Genomic DNA, 21,969 nt, shown 5'->3' with positions numbered 1-21,969 from the left:
CTTACTCAGCCTTGGCTTTTGCGCGCTTGTCTTCAACGGTCCACTTGCCGCCGTCGTAGTAAGCCTTCCAACCGGTAGGCTTGCCGTCGACTTCGGTCTGCACGTATTGCTCCTTGGTCTTGCGGCTGTAGCGGATGACCGCTGGCAGACCATCAGGATCCTTCTTCGGAGCGTCGCAGAGGAAGTGGTACTTCGGATCGATTTCGTCCTTGTGCGGCACAATCTCGATCACCAGCGGAGCACGGGTCTCGCGGTTTTTCGGGAACTGGCTCGCCGCCAGGAAAAGACCGGATGCACCGTCGCGCAGGATGTAGGTGTCGTTGACCTTTTCGCATTTCAGCTCAGGCATCTTCACCGGATCCATCTTCGGCGGCGCCGCGTCACCGCTCTTCAGCAGTTTGCGGGTGTTCTTGCACTCAGGGTTGGTGCAACCGAAGAACTTGCCGAATCGGCCGGTCTTGAGTTGCATCTCGCTGCCGCACTTGTCGCATTCCAGGCTCGGACCTTCGTAGCCCTTGATGCGATAGCTGCCTTCTTCGATTTCGTAGCCGGCGCAATCCGGGTTGTTACCACAGATGTGCAGCTTGCGCTTTTCGTCGAGCAGGTAAGCGTCCATCGCCGTGCTGCAGATCGGGCAACGGTGCTTGCCGCGCAGCACCAGCGATTCCGATTCGCCCTCGTCGTCCGCAGCGATCTCGTCGCCCGGCACCAGGTTGACGGTGGCCTTGCAGCGCTCTTTCGGCGGCAGACTGTAGCCCGAGCAACCGAGGAACACGCCGGTCGACGCAGTACGTATCTGCATCGGACGACCGCAGGTCGTGCACGGAATATCGGTCATCACCGGCTGGTTGGCACGCATGCCGTTTTCCGGGTTCTCGGCTACTTCGAGTTTCTTTTTGAAGTCGCCGTAGAATTCGTCCAGCACGCTTTTCCAGTCGCGCTCGCCCTGTGCGACGTCATCGAGGTTCTCTTCCATGCCGGCGGTGAAGCCATAGTCCATGAGGTTTGAGAAGCTCTCCGACAGACGCTCGGTAACGATATCGCCCATCTTTTCCGAATAGAAACGACGGTTGTGCAGGGTCACGTAACCGCGATCCTGAATGGTCGAAATGATCGCTGCATAGGTCGAAGGACGACCGATGCCACGTTTTTCCATTTCTTTCACCAAACTGGCTTCCGAGTAACGCGCCGGCGGCTTGGTGAAGTGCTGCGACGGATCAAGCTTGATCAGCTTCATCACGTCGCCCTGCGCCATATCAGGTAGAACGTCGTCATCGCCAGGCTTGGCAATCTGCGGCATCACACGGGTGTAACCATCGAACTTGAGGATGCGGCCCTTGGCACGCAGCTCGAAGTCACCAGCACCGACGCTGACAGTGGTCGACAAGTATTGCGCCGGCAGCATCTGGCAAGCGAGGAATTGGCGCCAGATCAGCTCATAGAGACGCTCTGCATCACGCTCCATGCCTGCCAGCTTGCTTGGAATGGTGTTGGCGTCGGACGGACGAATCGCTTCGTGAGCCTCTTGTGCGCCTTCCTTGCTGCTGTAGACGTTTGGCGTTTCCGGCAGATACTTCTTGCCGAACTCGTCTTCGATATAAGCACGCGCCATCGTCACGGCATCGGCCGAGAGATTGGTCGAGTCGGTACGCATATAAGTGATGTAGCCAGCTTCGTACAAACGCTGGGCCATCATCATGGTTTTCTTTACGCCAAAGCCCAAGCGGTTGCTCGCAGCCTGTTGCAAAGTGGACGTGATGAACGGCGCCGACGGTTTGCTGCTGGTCGGTTTGTCTTCGCGCTTGACGATGCTGTAGCTGGAAGACTTGAGTTTCTCCAGCGCGGCCATGGCCTGGGTTTCGTTCAGCGGCTTGAAGGCTTCGCCTTTCTCGCGGGCGACTTCGAAACGCACGGTCGAGCCTTTGGTGGTGCCGAGATCGGCATGCACTTCCCAGTACTCTTCCGGGTTGAACGCTCGAATTTCGCGCTCACGCTCCACGACCAGTTTCACGGCAACCGATTGCACGCGACCGGCGGACAGGCCCCGGGCGATCTTCGCCCACAGCAGCGGCGAGACCATGTAACCGACAACGCGGTCGAGGAAGCGCCGCGCCTGCTGAGCGTTGACACGATCGATGTCCAGCTCGCCCGGCTTGGAGAACGCTTCCTGAATCGCCTTCTTGGTGATTTCGTTGAACACCACACGCTTGTAGCGGCTGTCGTCACCACCGATGGCTTCGCGCAGGTGCCAGGCAATGGCTTCCCCCTCGCGATCCAAGTCGGTTGCGAGATAGATGGTGTCAGCATCTTTGGCGAGCCGGCGCAGCTCTTCGATGACCTTCTCTTTGCCCGGGAGGATCTCGTACTTGGCTTTCCAGCCATGATCGGGATCGACACCCATACGCGAGACCAGCTGCTTGCGCGCTTTCTCTTTCGGCGAGAGCACCGGACCTTCGCCCGCAGCAGCCTTGCCGCGCTTGGCGGCTGGCTCTTTGCTGGCGCTAGCCGAACCGCTGGTGGGCAGGTCTCGGATATGGCCGATACTCGACTTCACCACGTATTGGTTACCCAGATACTTGTTGATGGTCTTGGCCTTAGCCGGGGATTCCACAATGACCAGCGATTTGCCCATGGATCAGAAAATTCCTGAATTCTAGAAGTGAAAGGCGGTTGGCGCCTGACGCGGCACCGCTATATATAGTTGATACAAGGTGAGGTCAAGCACAGGGTTCTGTGCGCACTCGCCTTATGCCTTGGAAAAAAGGCTCGGTTCGGCTTGCACCAAAGCAAAGCGTGGCACCTGCTCGCCGTCAACCTCGACCGACTCGAGAAACATGCTCAGAGGGCGCACCCAAAATCCGTAATCGCCATACAGGGCTTGGTAAAAGACCACTTCTTCTTCGGTTTCCGAATGCCTTGCGACACTGAAAACACGGTACTGCGGACCTTTGTAATGTTGGTAGAGCCCAGGTTGTATCGGCATGTTTTGGCCCTCACTCAAATTTTTTCAAAATAAAAACAAAAATAAATCCACAAAAACAAAAACCGGGGCACTTGGCCCCGGCTTCCATCAACGAGACGCTTAAACGCGTTCGAAGACGGTGGAGATGCCTTGGCCGAGACCAATGCACATAGTGGCTACCCCGAGGGTGCCGCTATTCTGCTTCATCACGTTCAGCAAGGTGCCGGAAATACGGGCACCGGAACAACCGAACGGGTGACCCAGGGCGATCGCGCCGCCGTGCAGGTTAACCTTCTCGTTCATCTTGTCGAGCACTTTCAGATCTTTCAGCACTGGCAGAGCCTGTGCAGCGAAAGCTTCGTTGAGCTCGAAGAAGTCGATATCGTTGATGCCAAGGCCCGCACGCTTCAGGGCTTTTTGTGTCGCCGGAACTGGACCATAGCCCATGATTGCCGGATCCACACCCGCCACTGCCATCGAACGGATAACCGCCATTGGCTGGATACCCAGGTCCTGCGCACGCTGCGCCGACATCACGATCATGCACGAAGCACCGTCAGTGATCTGCGACGAAGTACCGGCAGTCACGGTGCCGCCCTTTGGATTGAAGGCAGGCTTGAGGGCCGCCAGACTTTCCAGGGTGGTTTCCGGACGAATGGTTTCGTCGTAGTCGAACAGTTTCAGGAAACCATTCTCGTCGTAGCCCTGCATCGGGATGATTTCGTCTTTGAACTTGCCTTCCACGGTGGCCTTGTGAGCCAACTGGTGGGAACGCACGCCGAAAGCGTCTTGCTGCTCGCGAGTGATGCCGTGCATTTTGCCCAACATTTCAGCGGTCAGACCCATCATGCCCGAGGCTTTTGCCGCGTACAGCGACATGTGCGGGTTCGGATCGACACCGTGCATCATGCTCACGTGGCCCATATGCTCGACGCCGCCAACCACGAACACGTCACCGTTACCGGTCATGATCGCTTGCGCGGCCGTGTGCAGTGCGCTCATCGACGAGCCACACAGACGGCTGACGGTCTGACCGGCAGCAGTGTGCGGGATCTGCGTCATCAGCGACGCCATGCGCGCGATGTTCCAGCCCTGCTCCAGGGTCTGGTTTACGCAGCCCCAGATCACGTCTTCGACTTCGTTCGGATCAACCTTGACGTTGCGTTCCAGCAGTTTGCTGATCAGGTGCGCCGACATGTCTTCGGCACGGGTGTTGCGGTGCATGCCGCCCTTGGAGCGGCCCATCGGAGTACGACCGAAGTCGACAATCACGACGTCTCTTGGATTCAAGCTCATAAAATTTCACTCTCGCTCAAAAGTTGGGACGCTTAACCGAAGAACCGTTGGCCGGTTTTGGCCATTTCACGCAGTTTCGCGGTCGGGTGGTACAGCGCGCCCAAATCAGCGTACTGGTCAGCCAGGGCAACGAACTCGGCAACACCGATCGAATCGATGTAGCGCAGTGCACCGCCACGGAATGGAGGGAAACCGATACCGTAGACCAGACCCATGTCGGCTTCAGCGGCGGTTTCAACGATGCCGTCTTCCAGGCAACGCACGGTTTCCAGGCACAGCGGGATCATCATCCAGTTGATGATGTCTTCGTCAGTGACTTCGCGCTGCTCGTAAACGATCGGCTTGAGCACTTCCAGCACCGACGGATCGGCGACTTTCTTCTGCTTGCCTTTCTTGTCGGCCTCGTAGGCGTAGAAGCCCTTGCCGTTCTTCTGACCCAGGCGCTTGGCTTCGTACAGCACGTCGATGGCCGAACGGCGGTCATCCTTCATGCGGTCCGGGAAGCCTTCAGCCATCACGTCACGACCGTGGTGACCGGTGTCGATACCGACCACGTCCATCAGGTACGCCGGGCCCATCGGCCAGCCGAATTTTTCCATGACCTTGTCGATACGGACAAAGTCCACACCGGCGCTGACCAGCTTGGCGAAACCGCCGAAGTACGGGAACAGAACGCGGTTGACCAGGAAGCCCGGGCAGTCGTTGACGACGATCGGGTTCTTGCCCATTTTCTTGGCGTAGGCAACGGTGGTGGCAACAGCCAGTTCACTCGACTTCTCGCCACGGATCACTTCCACCAGCGGCATCATGTGCACCGGGTTGAAGAAGTGCATGCCGACGAAGTTTTCCGGACGCTTGAGGGCTTTTGCCAGCAGGCTGATGGAAATGGTCGAGGTGTTGGACGCAAGGATGGTGTCCTCTTTGACCTGACCTTCGACTTCCGCCAGTACGGCTTGCTTGACCTTCGGGTTCTCGACAACAGCTTCGACCACCAGATCAACGTGACCGAAGTCGCCGTAGGAAAGGGTTGGACGAATGGCGTTGAGCACTTCAGCCATTTTCGCAGCGGTCATGCGACCTTTATCAACGCGGCCAACCAGCAGTTTGGCGGCTTCGGCCAGACCCTGTTCGATGCCGTGCTCGTTGATGTCCTTCATCAGGATCGGCGTACCTTTGGAGGCCGACTGATAAGCGATACCGCCACCCATGATGCCGGCGCCGAGTACGGCAGCCTGCTTCACGTCTTTGGCGATTTCGTCGTAGGCCTTGGCCTTTTTCTTCAGTTCCTGATCGTTCAGGAACAGACCGATCAAGCTCTGCGCGGCAGAAGTCTTGGCCAGCTTGACGAAACCGGCGGCTTCGACTTCCAGCGCCTTGTCACGACCGAAGTTCGCGGCTTTCTGGATGGTCTTGATCGCTTCAACCGGCGCCGGATAGTTCGGGCCAGCTTGACCGGCGACAAAACCTTTGGCGGTTTCGAAAGCCATCATTTGCTCAATGGCGTTCAACTTGATTTTTTCAAGTTTCGGCTGACGCTTGGCCTTGTAATCGAACTCGCCGGAGATGGCGCGTTTGATCAGTTCAAGGGCAGCTTCCTGCAGCTTCTCTGGAGCAACCACAGCGTCGACGGCGCTTACTTTCAGCGCGTCTTCAGGGCGGTTTTCCTTGCCGGAGGCAATCCACTCGATAGCGTTGTCAACACCGATAAGGCGCGGCAGACGCACGGTGCCGCCGAAGCCTGGGTAGATGCCCAGTTTGACTTCCGGCAGACCGATCTTGGCCTTGGTGGACATGACGCGATAGTCAGCTGCGAGGCACATTTCCAGACCGCCGCCCAGGGCGATGCCATTGATGGCCGCTACGGTCGGAACGTTGAGGTCTTCGAAATCGCTGAAGATCTTGTTGGCTTCGAGATTGCCAGCAACCAGCTCGGCATCCGGCAGCTTGAAGTTCTCGACAAATTCAGTGATGTCGGCGCCGACGATGAACACGTCCTTGCCACTGCTGACGATCACGCCCTTGATCGAAGCATCTGCCTTGATGGTGTCTACGGCCTGACGCAGTTCGTTCAGGGTTAGACGGTTGAACTTGTTGACGGACTCACCCTTGAGGTCGAATTTCAATTCGACGATGCCACTTTCAAGAGCTTTAACCGTGATGGCTTTACCTTCGTAAATCATCAACTGATCTCCACGATATGGAAGCTGAACAGTACACGTCGGACGCAGGCGAATGGCTCGGCAGGACGCTTTTTCGTCGATGCTAACGCCAATCCACCCGGCACACCCGCCAACGCGATAGTCGGGATTCTGTAGGAGCGGTCAGTAAGACAAACGCTCAATTCATACGCCCGTTTGATTTGGGTACGTCACCTTCACGGAATTTCCGACAATTGTCAATCGCCCAAAATGCGGGTTGAAATGCGACTTTGCGGTCATTTCCGTACCACGAAGACCAGCAACACGCGTCTGCATGTGAAGCCATTCATAGAATCAATAGTTAGAAAATTCGCCCTAATTGGCGCCGAGCCCTGTTTAACGGGCTACGCTGGCTGGACTACAGGGAAATGCACTCAATGCACCCGGCACATCAGCAAAGAATTACCGGCCTGCCTGGCCAACCCCGCCCGATGAATCATGTCGGGCTTTTTATTGCGCGTCTGCCGGACGTTCCCCACCGTTGCAGTGGGAAAAGTCCGCGCGTCATGCCAGCGCTTTCAGCGTGGCGTCGATATCTTGCAATACCGTGGCTTCGCCCTTCTCGCCCCAATACAAGGCAATCATCTGCGCATCCGCCTCAACTTTGAAAACGTTGCCCGGCAACTTTTCGAAATGATTGAGCAGCGCGCGATATTCGCAGACCTCCTGCCATTGATTGACCCACACACCCGGCGATTTCTGCCAGTAAGTCCAGCACGCGGGTTGCTTGCTACGCCGCGGGCGATGGTATTGCGCACACGGGCTCGGCGGCTCTTGCGACAGCCAGTGCGGCCATTCCTGAGGCGCCAATTGCATGGCCAGGCCAATGCGCCGCGCCTCCATGCGCAGGGCAATACGGCCGCTTTGCGCGCGCGATGGGCGCAACCATGCCAGCGGACTTAAAACCACCAACAGGATTGACACCACCAACCAGACCGTCATATCTCTACTCCCCATTCTTGGTGAGCGCATTGTGTCACTTTGGAACCAATGCGCTTGAAACCAGCCATACTTAACAATATTGAAACCTCAGGAGGAGCACCTCATGCCCTATCACCACATCCTGGTCGCTGTAGATTTGACTGAAGAGTGCGACCCTGTGATTCACCGCGCCCGCGAGCTTTCCGTGAGCAATGGCGCCAAGCTGTCGCTGGTGCATATCGTCGAGCCAATGGCCATGGCGTTTGGCGGCGACGTGCCGATGGATCTGTCACAACTGCAACAACAGCAGTTCGATCAGGCCAAGGAGCGCCTGGAGCGCCTGAAGCTCAAGTATTCCGAACTCGAAGGCGCCAATTGCCACCTGACCTACGGCCAGCCACGCCAGGAAATCCATCATTTCGCCAAGGAACAAGCGTGCGATCTGATCGTGGTCGGCAGCCATGGTCGTCATGGTCTGGCGCTGTTGCTCGGCTCCACTGCGAATGACGTGCTGCACGGCGCACCTTGCGATGTCCTTGCCGTGCACCTGGTCAAACGCTAACCCTTGTGTAGGAGCTGCCGAAGGCTGCGATCTTTTGACGTTGGTTTTAAAAACAAGATCAAAAGCTCGCAGCCTTCGGCAGCTCCTACAAAAAGCCCGGCCTCACGCAAATGAGGCCGGGCTTTTTTATTGCCGGATCAATCAGGCATCCAGCTCAGCCCAACGCTCCATCAAAGCATCCAGCTCAGCCTGCAACTGCTCAAGCGATGCAATCACCTTGGCAGTCTCAGCCGCAGGACGCTGATAGAAGCCGGCGTCAGCCATTTCAGCTTCCACGGCAGCGATCTGCTGTTCCTTGGCATCGATATCGCCCGGCAACGCTTCCAGCTCGCGCTGCAGCTTATAGCTCAGCTTCTTTTTGGCCGCCGGGGCGGCAACGGCAGGTTCAGCTACCGCAGCCGGCTCAGCGGTCACTACAGCCGAATTCAGGTCAGCTTTACCGGATTTGCTTTCAGTCACGCCCAGCAGGCGCGGCGAGCCGCCCTGACGGATCCAGTCCTGATAGCCGCCGACGTATTCACGCACTTTGCCTTCGCCTTCGAAGACCAGCGTGCTGGTAACCACGTTGTCGAGGAATGCCCGGTCGTGACTGACCATCAGCACGGTGCCATTGAAGGTCAGCAGCACTTCTTCGAGCAGCTCCAGCGTTTCCACGTCGAGGTCGTTGGTCGGTTCGTCGAGGACCAGCAGGTTGGCCGGCTTGCTGAACAGTTTCGCCAGCAGCAGACGCGCACGCTCACCACCCGACAGCGCCTTGACCGGCGTGCGGGCACGCTGCGGGCTGAACAGGAAGTCGCCGAGGTAACTCAACACGTGGCGGCTCTGACCGTCGATATCGATGAAATCGCGACCTTCGGCGACGTTGTCGATAACGGTTTTTTCCAGGTCCAACTGGTGACGCAACTGGTCGAAGTAGGCCACGTCGATCCGCGTGCCCTCTTCCACTTTGCCGCTGGTCGGTTGCAGACCGCTGAGCATCAGTTTCAGCAGCGTGGTCTTGCCGGTACCGTTGGCGCCGAGCAAACCAATACGGTCGCCGCGCGTCAGCACCATCGAGAAATCCTTGATCAGGAACGGGCCGCCCGGGTGAGCGAAACTCACGTTCTCGAGGACCATCACCTGCTTGCCGGACTTGTCGGCAGTGTCCAGCTGAATGTTGGCCTTGCCGGTGCGCTCACGACGTTCACTACGCTCGACGCGCAAGGCTTTCAGGGCGCGGACGCGGCCTTCGTTACGGGTGCGGCGCGCCTTGATGCCCTGGCGGATCCAGACTTCTTCCTGGGCCAGTTTCTTGTCGAACAGCGCGTTGGCGGTTTCTTCAGCGGCCAGCGCGGCTTCTTTGTGCACGAGGAAACTGGCGTAGTCGCCGTTCCAGTCGATCAGGCCGCCGCGATCCAGCTCGAGGATGCGCGTGGCGAGGTTTTGCAGGAAAGAACGGTCGTGCGTGATGAACAGCACGGCGCCCTGGAAATCTTTCAGCGCTTCTTCGAGCCAGGCAATCGCACCGATGTCCAGGTGGTTGGTCGGTTCGTCGAGCAGCAGCAGATCCGGCTCGGACACCAGCGCCTGCGCCAGCAGCACGCGACGACGCCAGCCGCCGGACAACTGGGCGAGGGTCTTGTCGGCCGGCAGTTGCAGGCGGCTCAGGGTGCTGTCGACCAGAGTCTGCAAGCGCCAGCCGTCACGGGCTTCGAGGTCTTGCTGAACGTGCATCAGCTTGTTCAGGTCTTCTTCAGTGACGCAGTTCTGCGCAAGGTGATGGTATTCGGCGAGCAACGCGCCCACGCCATCAAGGCCTTCAGCGACCACATCGAACACTGTCCGATCGTCGGCCACTGGCAATTCTTGCGGCAATTCGCCGATTTTCAGACCGGGAGCACGCCACACAGAGCCGTCATCAGGCTTTTGATCGCCCTTGACCAGTTTCATCATGCTGGACTTGCCTGTGCCGTTGCGGCCGATGATGCACACCCGCTCACCACGGGCGATCTGCCAGGATACCTTGTCCAACAACGGCATAGCGCCGAACGCAAGGGACACATCGCTGAATTTGAGCAGGGTCATGAGCTTCTCCAAAAACCGGGCGCGCATTCTACCTGAGTTAGGGCTTCAACAGGCCGGCAATTTGTCTGTCGAAGCACTCTGCACAACATTTGTTGCGAACTTGTGCTGTGAGGCCGGCAAAGCTTTCGCCGCTTGCTGGCAAAAGGCTAAGCTACAGACAATTCAGTGCTGATTCGTGTCGGCACTTGTCATGATTTCTCTGCCCGGATGTCTCATGCGCAGTCGCCTTTTCAGTGTTTTGTCCTGTTTGCTACTTTCCGCCGCTGCCGTTCAATCCGCCCAGGCGGTGGACCTGTCCACCCAACGCCAGTATTACGATGAAGCCAAGCGCGCCCTGGCCAAGGGTGATACCGGCCCGTATTTCCGTTACAGCCAGGCGCTGGCCGATTACCCGCTGGAACCGTATCTGGCTTACGACGAATTGACCGCGCGCCTGAAAAGCGCAAGCAACGAGGAAATCGAAAAATTCCTCGCCGAGCACGGTGACCTGCCCCAGGCCAACTGGATGAAGCTGCGCTGGTTGCGCTGGCTGGCCGACCGTGGCGATTGGGCAACTTTCGTCAAGTATTACGACCCGAAACTCAACTTCACCGAACTGGACTGCCTGAATGCGCAGTACCAGATCACTCACAACAAGAAAGCCGAGGGCTATGCCAACGCCGACAAGCTCTGGCTGACCGGTAAATCGCAGCCCGCCGCGTGTGACGCGCTGTTCGGCATTTGGGCCGCTGACGGCCAACTGACTGAACAGAAACGCTGGGAGCGCACCAAACTCGCCGCTCAGGCGCGCAACTATCCGCTGGCCAACAGCCTCGTTAACGGCCTGACCACCCTCGCCCCGCGCGGTCGTTTGCTGGTCGATGTCGCACAGAAACCCGAGTTGCTCAACCAGCCGTCGCGCTTCACCCCGGCCGATGAGCCAATGTCTGATGTGGTCAGCCTCGGCCTGCGCCGCCTCGCCCGTCAGGATCCGGACAAGGCCATGGCCCTGCTCGACGGTTATGCCAGCAGCATGCATTTCTCCCGTGATGAGAAAGTTGCGATCGCCCGTGAAATCGGCCTGACCCTGGCCCGGCGTTTCGACAGCCGCGCGCTGGACGTGATGACCAAATACGACCCGGAGCTGCGTGACAACACCGTCTCCGAATGGCGTTTGCGCCTGCTCCTGCGTCTGGCTCGTTGGGATGATGCCTATCAACTGACCAAACGTCTGCCGCAGGATCTGGCCACCACCAACCGCTGGCGCTACTGGCAGGCACGCAGCCTGGAGCTCGCGCAACCGCAGAACCCGGAAGCGCAGACCCTGTACAAAAATCTGGCGCGCGAACGTGATTTCTACGGTTTCCTCGCCGCCGATCGTTCGCAATCGCCATACTCGTTGAACAACAAGCCACTGGTGCTCAGCCAGGCGCTGATCAACAAAGTGCGCAACACCCCTGGCGTTCGCCGCGCGCTGGAATTCCATGCCCGTGGGCAGATCGTTGATGGGCGCCGCGAGTGGTACCACGTCAGCCGTCACTTCAACCGCGACGAAATGGTTGCCCAGGCGAAACTGGCTTATGACCTGAAATGGTACTTCCCGGCGATTCGCACCATCAGCCAGGCGCAATACTGGGACGATCTGGACATTCGTTTCCCGATGGCCCACCGCGACACCCTCGTGCGTGAAGCCAAGGTTCGCGGCCTGCATTCGAGCTGGGTGTTTGCCATCACCCGTCAGGAAAGCGCGTTCATGGACGACGCCCGCTCCGGCGTCGGTGCCAGCGGCCTGATGCAACTGATGCCTGCCACCGCCAAGGAAACCGCGCGCAAATTCAGCATCCCGCTGGCCTCGCCGCAGCAGGTGCTCGATCCGGACAAGAACATCCAGCTCGGCGCCGCCTACCTGAGCCAGGTTCACAGCCAGTTCAACGGCAACCGCGTCCTCGCCTCCGCCGCCTACAACGCCGGCCCGGGTCGAGTGCGTCAATGGCTGCGTGGCGCTGACCACCTGAGTTTCGACGTCTGGGTGGAAAGCATCCCGTTCGACGAAACCCGCCAGTATGTGCAGAACGTGCTGTCGTACTCGGTGATCTACGGTCAGAAACTCAACTCACCACAGCCGCTGGTGGATTGGCACGAGCGTTACTTCGATGATCAATGACCTGTAGGAGCTGCCGCAGGCTGCGATCTTTTGATCCTGCTTAAAAAAAATGCCCGCATTTTCATGCGGGCATTTTTAATTCAAAAGTTCGCAGCCTGCGGCAGCTCCTACAGGTGCCTATAGACCGATCATCCGCCGATGCAAGCAGTGCCCATCAGAGTTGATCAGCCGTGACTTTTCCATCATTGAACTGCAACGCCGCCAACCGCGCGTACAGCGGATTGCTGGCAATCAGTTCCTGATGGGTGCCGATAGCAACAAGTTGTCCCTGATCCATCACCGCGATCCGGTCGGCGTTTTTCACGGTAGCCAGGCGATGTGCGATGACCAGCGTGGTGCGGTTCTGCATCAAGCTCGGCAGGGCTTCCTGAATCAGGTGTTCGCTCTGAGCATCGAGGGCGCTGGTGGCTTCGTCCAGCAGCAGGATCGGTGCGTCGACGAGCAACGCGCGGGCAATCGCCAGGCGTTGGCGCTGGCCACCCGAAAGGCCCAGCCCGCCGTCGCCCAGATGGGTCTGGTAACCATTGGGCATCTTTTCGATGAAGTCGTGAGCGTGAGCAATTTTTGCAGCGTCCTTGACCTGCTCCAGGGTCGCTCCGGGATTGCCGTAACGAATATTCTCTTCAACGCTGCCGAAAAACAGCGCAGGCGACTGAGACACCAACGCAAAGTGGCGACGCAGATCCAGCGGATCAAGACGGGTCAGCGGCACGCCATCGATGAGGATCTGCCCTTCCAGCGGGTCGTAAAAACGCAACAGCAGGTCGTACACCGTGGACTTGCCAGCACCGGACGGCCCTACCAATGCCAGTGTCTCACCGGCCCGTATCGTCAGATTCAAACCGTTGACCGCGTAACTTTCCGGACGCGATGGGTAGGAAAACCGTACATCCTGCAACTGCAGTTCACCCGTGACACGCTCCGGCAAGGTCACCAGCCCCGTGGCAGGTGGCTGGATGATGTTTTGCGAACCGAGTAACTCTGCAATCCGTTCGGCTGCGCCCGCCGCGCGTTGCAGTTCGCCAATCACTTCACTCAGGGTGCCGATCGCGCTGCCGACGATCAGGCTGTAAAAGACAAACGCGGCCAGTTCGCCACCGGTGATTCGCCCGGCAATCACGTCCATGCCGCCGACCCACAACATCACCGCCACCGCGCCCAGCACCAGCACGATAACCATGGTGATCATCCACGAGCGCTGGAAGATGCGTTTGCGCGCCGTGTCGAAAGCCTCCTCGACCGTAGACGCAAAACGCCGCTCGTCCTGCACCTGATGGTTGTAGGCCTGTACGGTTTTGATCTGGCCAAGGGTTTCGGACACATAGCTGCCGATATCGGCGACCCGGTCCTGGCTCAACCGCGACAGGTTGCGTACGCGGCGGCCGAAAATCAGGATCGGTGCAACCACGAACGGCAAGGCAATCACCACGATGCTGGTGAGTTTTGCATTGGTGACGAACAGCAGGATGACGCCGCCGATGACCATCAGCAGGTTGCGCAAGAACATCGACAGCGACGAACCGATCACCGATTGCAACAGTGTCGTGTCGGCTGTCAGCCGTGACTGAATCTCCGAACTGCGGTTGTTCTCGTAAAAGCCGGGGTGCAGATAAACCAGATGGTTGAACACCTCGCGGCGAATGTCAGCCACGCAACGTTCGCCGATCCATGACACCCAGTAAAACCGCGCGAACGTGCCCACCGCCAGGCCCAGCACCATCAACATGAAGATGCCAATGCTCTGGTTGAGCTGATGCGGCGACTGGGTCATGAAGCCCCGATCGACCAACAATTTGATGCCCTGCCCCATCGACAATGTGACGGCAGCGGTGACGATCAACGCCAGCAGCGCACCAATGACTTGCCAGCGGTAAGGGGCCAGAAATCGACTGGTCAGGCGCAGGGCGCGACGGTGCCGTGAGGAAAACTTCGGGGTCATTCAGGTACACATCCGTGTTGATGAAAGGGCTAGCCTAAACCTTCTATGGGGTGGAACTCTGTAAATCACAATGAGTCAGGTTAAATATGCCCCCAAAGACTAGGCCATAGTTGCTATCGGTCTAAGGTCTCGGTTGAGACCAGCGGTCATTTCTGTTTGAGTGGAGATGCCGCTGTCGACAGACCGCAGGGAGTTGTCACAGCCCGGTCACGTGGCGGTTTTAACCTGAGTACACAACCTGATGAGGAGACAGGCCATGTCCTTGCAACACAGCAGCGATGACAAGATTGAAGTGATCCGCACCAAACCCGGCCAGACTCTGGGTTGCTCGATTATTGATGAACAGGGCCGCGAAGTACCGATCACTGAAGACATGATCCAGGACGCTTGCCGCGAACTGGACAAGCGATTGGTCAAGCCTGCCGAACAAGAGTGATATAGCCACCGTCTTCCTGACCCGGCCCTTTTTGGCCGGGTTTTTTATGTCTGAACACTTGAGCTTTGCGTTGGAGCGATCGCTGGCAAGCCAGCTCCCACAGGATTTTCGTCGTGCTCAAAGTCCGAGTACACCCGCGAAACCTGTGGGAGCTGGCTTGCCAGCGATGAAGCCACCTCGGTCTTTAAACAGCCACCGCGCCGAGTGCCGCCACAATCTGCTGCAACGCCGTTGATTCGCCTTCGATCCGCACTTTCAGTCCTTCGATCTCGCGCCGCACCGGATACTGCTTGCGCAACACATCAAACGCCGCACGCTGCTCAGCCACATTGCCTACGAGACTACGACGAAAATCCGCATCATCGCGGCGCGGGTCGTACACGCCACGGCACAACATCGCCAGCGCCCAGGCCGGATCGCTCTCGCCGTGCAGGGAAACTTCCGACAACCACGGTGCTGGCAGCAAGTCACTGAGCAGGATGCTCGCGGGCTGACCGATAAATTCACAGTACGCCTGATAGATCTGCGCCGTGCCGCGCTGTTTGCCATCGAGGCTGTAACCGGCGATGTGCGGCGTAGCCAAAACGCAAAGCTCAGCCAGCGCGACGTCGACTTCAGGTTCGGCTTCCCAGACATCTAGCACCGCTTGCAGGTCTTCACGCTCCAGCAGCACATTGCGCAGCGCAGCGTTATCGACCACCGGGCCACGCGCGGCGTTGATCAGCCAGGTGCCGGGCTTGAGTTGCTGCAAACGCTGCTGATCGAACAAATGCCAGGTCGCGCCATCACCGCTGCGGGTCAACGGCGTGTGCAGACTGATCACGTCGCACTGCTCGATGATCTGTTCGAGGCTGACGAAATCGCTGCCCTCGGCAGCTTGACGCGGCGGATCGCAGACTTTGACGTTCCAGCCCAGACCTTGCAGAACCTTGATCAGCCGACCGCCGACCTCGCCGGCACCGACAACGCCGTAGGTGCGTTGAGTCAGATCGACGCCCTCGATTTCGGCAAGCGTCATCAGGCTGCCCAGCACGTAATCGACCACGCCACGGGCGTTGCAGCCGGGGGCACTCGACCAGGTGATGCCGGCTTCATTAAAGTAATCGAGATCCAGATGATCGGTACCGATGGTGCAGGTGCCGACGAATCGGACCTTGCTGCCCGCAAGCAGCGCCCGGTTGACCTGGGTCACCGAACGCACAAGCAGCACGTCGGCCTGCTCGACCGTCGCACGGTCGATGGAACGGCCCGGCACCCGGCGGATCTCGCCGAAACCGGCAAAAAAAGCGTCGAGCAGCGGAATATTTTCGTCGGCAACAATCAGCATAGGGGGCTCCTTGGGCGAATCGGCAGTCTAACTGTAGGAGCTGCCGCAGGCTGCGATCTTTTGATCCTGATCTTAAAAACAAGATCAAAAGATCGCAGCCTGCGGCAGCGCCTACAGATTACAAATGCGCAACAGAGGATTTTTCCTGACCAAGCCGTCAGCGGCGTAGAATGCGCCGCCCTGCGCATCAATCTCTGTGGACGCTTTGCCTGTGAATTCCGTAACTGACCAACCCCTCGCCGCCTCCCTCACCCGCCCCGCGCGGATTCGTCTGGAGTTCAAGAACCTGCTCGCCCTGGCGCTGCCGATCATCATCGCGCAGCTGGCGACCACGGCCATGGGCTTCGTCGATGCGGTGATGGCCGGGCGCGTCGGGCCCAAGGATCTGGCGGCCGTGGCGCTGGGCAACTCGATCTGGGTACCGGTGTTCCTGTTGATGACCGGCACCCTGCTGGCAACCACGCCGAAAGTCGCCCAGCGCTTCGGCGCCGGCACCCACAGCGAAATCGGCCCGATCGTGCGTCAGGCGTTGTGGCTGGCGCTGGTGGTCGGCTTGATTGCTACCGCGATGCTGGTCGCCGCCGAGCCGGTACTGCACCTGATGAAGGTCGATCCGGAGCTGATCGGCCCGTGCATGCAGTACTTGCACGGCATCGCCAGCGGCTTGCCGGCGGTGGCGTTCTATCACGTGCTGCGCTGCACCAGTGACGGCATCGGCCGTACCCGCCCGGCGATGGTGTTGGGCCTGTGCGGTCTGGCGCTGAACATCCCGCTGAACTACGTGTTCATTTATGGCCACTTCGGCGTACCGGCCATGGGCGGCGTTGGCTGCGGCTGGGCCACGGCGATTGTGATGTGGGTGATGGCGCTGGGTCTGGCTGGTTATGAGCGCTGGGCCCCGGCGTATCGCTCGAGCGAAATTTTCAGCCGTTTCGACTGGCCGCAATGGGCGGTGATCAAGCGCCTGCTGTCGATCGGTCTGCCGATCGGCATCGCGGTGTTTGCCGAATCGAGTATTTTCGCGGTGATCGCCCTGCTGATCGGTAGCTTGGGCGCCACTGTCGTGGCCGGGCATCAGATTGCGCTGAATGTCAGCTCGCTGGTGTTCATGATTCCGTATTCGCTGGGCATGGCGGTTACTGTGCGTGTCGGTCAGGCCCTGGGCCGTGAAGAACCGCGTGAAGCACGCTTTGCGGCCGGCGTCGGCATGGGCACTGCGCTGGCTTACGCCTGCCTGTCGGCGAGCATGATGCTGTTACTGCGTGAGCCGATTGCGGCGATCTACACCGCTGACCCGACGGTGATTCACATTGCGGCGATGCTGATTGTGTACTCGGCGCTATTTCAGTTTTCCGACGCGATTCAGGTCACTGCCGCCGGCGCGCTGCGCGGTTATCAGGACACTCGGGTGACGATGATTCTGACGCTGTTCGCCTATTGGGGCATTGGTCTGCCGGTGGGTTACGCCCTCGGTCTGACCGACTGGCTCGGCGAGCCACGCGGCCCGAGCGGCTTGTGGCAGGGTTTGATTGTCGGCCTGAGCTGTGCGGCGCTGATGCTGTCGATCCGCCTGACGCGCAGCGCGCGCAAGCGTATTCGGATAAGCCGTTCGGCGGGCTGATCGCCCATAAAAAAAGACCTGCAAATGCAGGTCTTTTTTTGCCCTGACTCAGGACTTTTTGCGAATCCAGTACAGATAAGTCCCGGCCTCTTCGTGCTGGCCCACCAGTTCGTGGTCGAGAAACACACAGAACTTGGGAATGTCGCGGCGGGTCGACGGGTCGGTGGCGATCACCTTGAGCAGGCCGCCGGGCACCAGGTCACGGATGTGCTGGTGCAGCATCATCACCGGTTCCGGGCAATTAAGGCCGGTGGCATCGAGCGTGCCGTCGACCGGGGTATCGATCATTTCACTCATGATTCACTCCTGAAACTGGCCGGCATTGTCGCGCATTGCCGGGGCGTTACACCACACTCCCCTGTAGGAGCTGCCGAAGGCTGCGATCTTTTGATCTTGATCTTTCAGAAAGACAACATCAAAAGATCGCAGCCTGCGGCAGCTCCTACAGGGTTTTGCAGTGTTTTAGCGGGATTTTGTTTTTTTGATATCGTGTCGGCGCAGGTGGCAGGTCACTTCCTCGCGGTCGTGATAGAGCTGTTTGCAGCCGATATCGACTTTGATCCCGCGCGCCTTGAAGCCATCGGCAATACGTTCGAGCAAGCGCTTCACTTCGGCATAACGCTGCTTCATCGGCAACTTCAGATTGACCACTGCCTCGCGGCAATGCCCCTCACCAATCCACTCTTCGAGCATCGCCGCGTTGCGCGCCGGCTTCTCGACGATGTCGCAGACCATCCAGTCCACCGGTTGCTTGGGCTTGAAGGTAAAACCGTCCGCCATCAAGTGCTGCACCAGACCGGTGTCCATCAGGCTTTCCGCCATCGGGCCGTTGTCGATCGCGGTCACCAGCATGCCGCGATTGACCAATTGCCAGGTCCAGCCGCCCGGTGCGGCGCCAAGGTCAACGCCGGTCATGTCGCTGTGCAGGCGGTCTTCCCACTGATCACGCGGGATGAAGTGGTGCCACGCCTCTTCCAGCTTCAAGGTCGAGCGGCTCGGCGCTTCGCGCGGAAACTTCAGGCGCGGAATGCCCATTGGCCACATCGCCGAGTTACCCGCGTCAGCCATACCGAGAAACACTTCACGACCACTTTTGAACGTCAGCAGCAGACGCGGCTTGCTGGCGTCATCGACCAGTTTGCCGGCGCCGGTGAGCGCCTTGCGCAGCGGGCCTTCGAATTTCTTGCAGAAGTTCGACAGTTCCTTGCCGTCATTGGTGTCGACGACTTCCAGCCACAGGCTGCCGCACACCGGGAACTCGGCCATGTGCGCGAGGATCACGCTGATGCGGTCGGTTTCCGGCAGATCAATGAAGACGCCGCGCGCCCATTGGCGCGGGAAGATCAGTTCGGCAAAACGCTGACCGCGCATCAGACGCTCGGCGCCGTCTTCTTCGGTGCAGACAAACTCGGCGCAGGCGGTGGCCGCTTTGGCCTTGGCGTAGCCAGCCACGTTGAGTTGGGCGGCGAGGTCGGAAATCTCCGAACAGACTTCGCCTTCGAAACCTGGCCGGCAATGCATGAATAGGGTGTTCATTCTTACTCCTGGGCAGCGGGCGATCATTCGGCCCCTGCGCGATGTCCAGACCTTGCGTTGCAGCAAAGCCTGTCACGAAAACCGGCGCATGATAGCCGATGTCGGAACCTTGGTTCCGCTCATAGAGTCCAGTTATTAGCCAGCTACCTAAAACAGGGCTAGGTTTAAAGCTCTATTCGTCCCCCGATCCGTAGCCGTGCGGATTCAAAGGAGTGATCGTAATGCCGTCCCTCGATAGTCTGAAGACCCTTAAAACACTGCAAATCGACGACAAGACCTACCATTATTTCAGCCTGCCGGATGCCGCCAAAAGCCTGGGCGATCTCGACAAGCTGCCAATGTCGCTGAAAGTCCTGCTGGAAAACCTGCTGCGCTGGGAAGATGAAAAAACCGTCACCGGCGCTGACCTCAAGGCGATTGCCGCGTGGCTCAAGGAGCGTCGCTCCGATCGGGAAATCCAGTACCGCCCGGCCCGCGTCTTGATGCAAGACTTTACCGGGGTGCCCGCCGTGGTCGACCTCGCTGCCATGCGCGCGGCGATGGCCAAGGCCGGCGGTGACCCGCAACGGATCAACCCGCTGTCACCGGTGGATCTGGTGATAGACCATTCGGTGATGGTCGACAAGTTCGCCACGCCCAGCGCTTTCGAGCAAAACGTCGACATCGAAATGCAGCGTAACGGCGAACGTTATGCCTTCCTGCGTTGGGGCCAGAGCGCCTTCGATAACTTCAGCGTCGTACCGCCGGGCACCGGCATTTGCCATCAGGTCAACCTTGAATACCTCGGCCGCACCGTGTGGACAAAGGATGAAGACGGCCGCACCTATGCCTTCCCGGACACATTGGTCGGCACCGACTCCCACACCACCATGATCAACGGCCTCGGCGTACTCGGCTGGGGCGTCGGCGGGATCGAGGCGGAAGCGGCGATGCTCGGGCAACCGGTGTCGATGCTGATTCCGGAAGTGATCGGTTTCAAACTCACCGGCAAACTCAAGGAAGGCATCACCGCCACCGACCTGGTGCTGACGGTTACGCAGATGCTGCGCAAGAAAGGCGTGGTGGGCAAATTCGTCGAGTTCTACGGTGACGGCCTCGCCGATCTGCCACTGGCTGATCGCGCAACTATCGCCAACATGGCCCCGGAATACGGCGCGACGTGCGGTTTCTTCCCGGTCGACGACGTGACGCTGGAATACCTGCGCCTGTCGGGTCGCCCGCCAGAAACGGTGAAACTGGTCGAGGCCTACACCAAGGCTCAAGGCCTGTGGCGTTTGCCCGGTCAGGAACCGGTGTTCACCGATAGCCTGGCGCTGGACATGGGCAGCGTCGAAGCGAGCCTGGCCGGGCCAAAACGCCCGCAGGATCGCGTGTCGCTGCCGAATGTGCCGCAAGCCTTCAGCGACTTCATCGACCTGCAATTCAAACCCACCAGCAAAGAAGAAGGACGCCTGGAAAGTGAGGGCGGTGGCGGCGTCGCCGTGGGTAATGCCGATCTGGTCGGCGAAACCGAATACGAATACGAAGGCCACACCTATCGCCTGAAAAACGGCGCCGTGGTCATCGCCGCCATCACTTCCTGCACCAACACCTCCAACCCGAGTGTGATGATGGCGGCAGGTCTGTTGGCGAAAAAAGCCGTGGAGAAAGGCCTGACGCGCAAGCCGTGGGTAAAGAGTTCACTGGCACCGGGCTCGAAAGTGGTGACCGATTACTACAAGGCTGCAGGATTGACGCAATACCTCGACCAGCTCGGTTTTTCATTGGTCGGTTATGGCTGCACCACCTGCATCGGCAACTCCGGGCCGCTGCCCGAGCCGATCGAAAAAGCCATTCAGAAAGCCGACCTCACCGTGGCGTCGGTGCTGTCCGGCAACCGCAACTTTGAAGGCCGTGTGCATCCACTGGTGAAAACCAACTGGCTGGCCTCACCGCCGCTGGTGGTCGCGTATGCCTTGGCTGGCAGCGTACGCAGCGACATCAGCAGTGAACCGCTGGGCGAGGACAAGCAAGGCAATCCGGTGTATCTGCGCGATATCTGGCCATCGAGTAAAGAGATCGCCGATGCGGTGAATCAGGTCAGCACGGCGATGTTTCACAAGGAATACGCCGAGGTGTTCGCTGGCGATGAACAGTGGCAGGCCATCGAGGTGCCGCAAGCGGCGACTTATGTGTGGCAGGACGACTCCACTTACATTCAGCACCCACCGTTTTTCGACGATATTTCCGGGCCGTTGCCGCAAATCAAAGATGTCACAGGCGCGCGGGTTCTGGCCTTGCTCGGCGATTCGGTGACCACTGACCACATCTCCCCCGCCGGCAACATCAAGGCTGACAGCCCGGCCGGGCGTTACTTGCGCGAAAAAGGCGTGGAACCACGGGACTTCAACTCTTACGGCTCACGGCGCGGCAACCACGAAGTGATGATGCGCGGCACGTTCGCCAACATCCGTATTCGTAACGAAATGCTCGGCGGCGAGGAAGGTGGTAACACGATTTACATGCCGACCGGCGAAAAACTGGCGATCTACGACGCGGCCATGAAATATCAGCAATCGGGCACGCCGCTGGTGGTGGTTGCCGGGCAGGAATACGGCACCGGTTCCAGCCGTGACTGGGCGGCCAAGGGCACCAATTTGCTGGGCGTGAAAGCGGTGATCGCCGAGAGTTTTGAGCGGATTCACCGTTCCAACCTGGTGGGCATGGGCGTGTTGCCGCTGCAGTTCAAGCTCGATCAGAACCGCAAGAGCCTCAACCTGACCGGCAAGGAGACTTTCGAGATCCAGGGTTTGACCGGAGTCGAACTGACCCCACGGATGAACTTGCCGCTGGTGATCAGCCGTGAGGATGGGCGTCAGGAGAAAATCGAAGTGCTGTGCCGGATCGACACGTTGAACGAGGTGGAGTACTTCAAGTCGGGCGGGATCTTGCATTACGTCCTGCGCCAGCTGATCGCCTCATAAC

At 59.0% G+C, this 21,969-nt stretch carries 15 protein-coding genes; 5 read left to right on the top strand and 10 right to left on the bottom strand.

Annotated elements, in window-relative coordinates:
• Position 1 precedes the first annotated feature (1 nt).
• The 5 genes from topA to EJA70_RS00205 all read right to left on the bottom strand — a co-directional run bounded on the left by topA (position 2) and on the right by EJA70_RS00205 (position 7,398).
• Positions 2-2,632, bottom strand: a complete 2,631-nt coding sequence (topA, locus tag EJA70_RS00225) for a type I DNA topoisomerase (protein ID WP_158828822.1) — start codon at positions 2,630-2,632, stop codon at positions 2-4.
• 114 nt (positions 2,633-2,746) lie between these two features.
• Positions 2,747-2,983, bottom strand: coding sequence for a DUF1653 domain-containing protein (locus EJA70_RS00220; RefSeq protein WP_007910467.1), 237 nt, complete (start codon positions 2,981-2,983; stop codon positions 2,747-2,749).
• 99 nt (positions 2,984-3,082) lie between these two features.
• Positions 3,083-4,258 (bottom strand): acetyl-CoA C-acyltransferase FadA, encoded by a 1,176-nt coding sequence (gene fadA, locus EJA70_RS00215; RefSeq protein WP_158828820.1) that lies wholly within the window; start codon positions 4,256-4,258, stop codon positions 3,083-3,085.
• Positions 4,259-4,290: 32 nt separating this feature from the next.
• Positions 4,291-6,438 (bottom strand): fatty acid oxidation complex subunit alpha FadB, encoded by a 2,148-nt coding sequence (gene fadB / locus EJA70_RS00210; protein WP_129394799.1) that lies wholly within the window; start codon positions 6,436-6,438, stop codon positions 4,291-4,293.
• Positions 6,439-6,960: 522 nt separating this feature from the next.
• On the bottom strand, positions 6,961-7,398 hold the full coding sequence (locus EJA70_RS00205) for a hypothetical protein (protein WP_158828818.1): 438 nt from the start codon (positions 7,396-7,398) through the stop codon (positions 6,961-6,963).
• Between the two features lie 103 nt (positions 7,399-7,501).
• On the opposite strand from EJA70_RS00205, the gene EJA70_RS00200 reads away from it, so the two are divergent.
• Entirely contained in the window at positions 7,502-7,939 is a 438-nt protein-coding gene (locus EJA70_RS00200; RefSeq protein ID WP_007910454.1) for a universal stress protein, read from the top strand.
• A 141-nt stretch (positions 7,940-8,080) separates the two neighbouring features.
• Here the strand turns inward: EJA70_RS00200 and EJA70_RS00195 are convergent, their stop codons facing one another.
• Positions 8,081-10,003 (bottom strand): ATP-binding cassette domain-containing protein, encoded by a 1,923-nt coding sequence (locus EJA70_RS00195; protein ID WP_158828816.1) that lies wholly within the window; start codon positions 10,001-10,003, stop codon positions 8,081-8,083.
• Positions 10,004-10,217: 214 nt separating this feature from the next.
• Between EJA70_RS00195 and EJA70_RS00190 the strand changes: the two genes are divergently transcribed.
• The gene (locus EJA70_RS00190) at positions 10,218-12,146 is read left to right on the top strand and encodes a transglycosylase SLT domain-containing protein (protein ID WP_158828814.1); all 1,929 of its coding nucleotides are present in this window, start codon (positions 10,218-10,220) and stop codon (positions 12,144-12,146) included.
• 154 nt (positions 12,147-12,300) lie between these two features.
• Here EJA70_RS00190 and EJA70_RS00185 read toward each other — a convergent pair whose 3' ends face one another.
• Complete coding sequence (locus EJA70_RS00185; protein WP_158828812.1) at positions 12,301-14,085, bottom strand: ABC transporter transmembrane domain-containing protein; 1,785 nt, start codon at positions 14,083-14,085, stop codon at positions 12,301-12,303.
• 256 nt (positions 14,086-14,341) lie between these two features.
• Here EJA70_RS00185 and EJA70_RS00180 point away from each other — a divergent pair, with 256 nt between their 5' ends.
• The gene (locus EJA70_RS00180) at positions 14,342-14,521 is read left to right on the top strand and encodes a PA1571 family protein (RefSeq protein WP_158828810.1); all 180 of its coding nucleotides are present in this window, start codon (positions 14,342-14,344) and stop codon (positions 14,519-14,521) included.
• A 184-nt stretch (positions 14,522-14,705) separates the two neighbouring features.
• On the opposite strand, the gene pdxB is transcribed toward EJA70_RS00180, so the two are convergent.
• Positions 14,706-15,848 carry a 4-phosphoerythronate dehydrogenase PdxB gene (gene pdxB, locus EJA70_RS00175; RefSeq protein ID WP_158828808.1) on the bottom strand — a complete coding sequence of 381 codons (1,143 nt, stop codon included), beginning with the start codon at positions 15,846-15,848 and terminating at the stop codon, positions 14,706-14,708.
• A 211-nt stretch (positions 15,849-16,059) separates the two neighbouring features.
• Here pdxB and EJA70_RS00170 point away from each other — a divergent pair, with 211 nt between their 5' ends.
• Positions 16,060-17,469, top strand: coding sequence for an MATE family efflux transporter (locus EJA70_RS00170; RefSeq protein WP_008089009.1), 1,410 nt, complete (start codon positions 16,060-16,062; stop codon positions 17,467-17,469).
• A 48-nt stretch (positions 17,470-17,517) separates the two neighbouring features.
• On the opposite strand, the gene tusA is transcribed toward EJA70_RS00170, so the two are convergent.
• Positions 17,518-17,766 carry a sulfurtransferase TusA gene (gene tusA / locus EJA70_RS00165; protein ID WP_008089007.1) on the bottom strand — a complete coding sequence of 83 codons (249 nt, stop codon included), beginning with the start codon at positions 17,764-17,766 and terminating at the stop codon, positions 17,518-17,520.
• Positions 17,767-17,931: 165 nt separating this feature from the next.
• Positions 17,932-19,005 carry a 23S rRNA (cytidine(2498)-2'-O)-methyltransferase RlmM gene (gene rlmM, locus EJA70_RS00160; protein ID WP_008087427.1) on the bottom strand — a complete coding sequence of 358 codons (1,074 nt, stop codon included), beginning with the start codon at positions 19,003-19,005 and terminating at the stop codon, positions 17,932-17,934.
• 221 nt (positions 19,006-19,226) lie between these two features.
• Between rlmM and acnA the strand changes: the two genes are divergently transcribed.
• Positions 19,227-21,968, top strand: coding sequence for an aconitate hydratase AcnA (acnA, locus tag EJA70_RS00155; RefSeq protein ID WP_158828806.1), 2,742 nt, complete (start codon positions 19,227-19,229; stop codon positions 21,966-21,968).
• Position 21,969 lies beyond the last annotated feature (1 nt).

It is taken from the genome of Pseudomonas sp. PB103, from assembly GCF_009764635.1.
In the GTDB taxonomy this organism is placed as follows: Bacteria; Pseudomonadota; Gammaproteobacteria; order Pseudomonadales; family Pseudomonadaceae; genus Aquipseudomonas.
The sequence above is the reverse complement of the archived record's forward strand: the minus strand, read 5'-3'. Positions and strand labels throughout refer to the sequence as shown.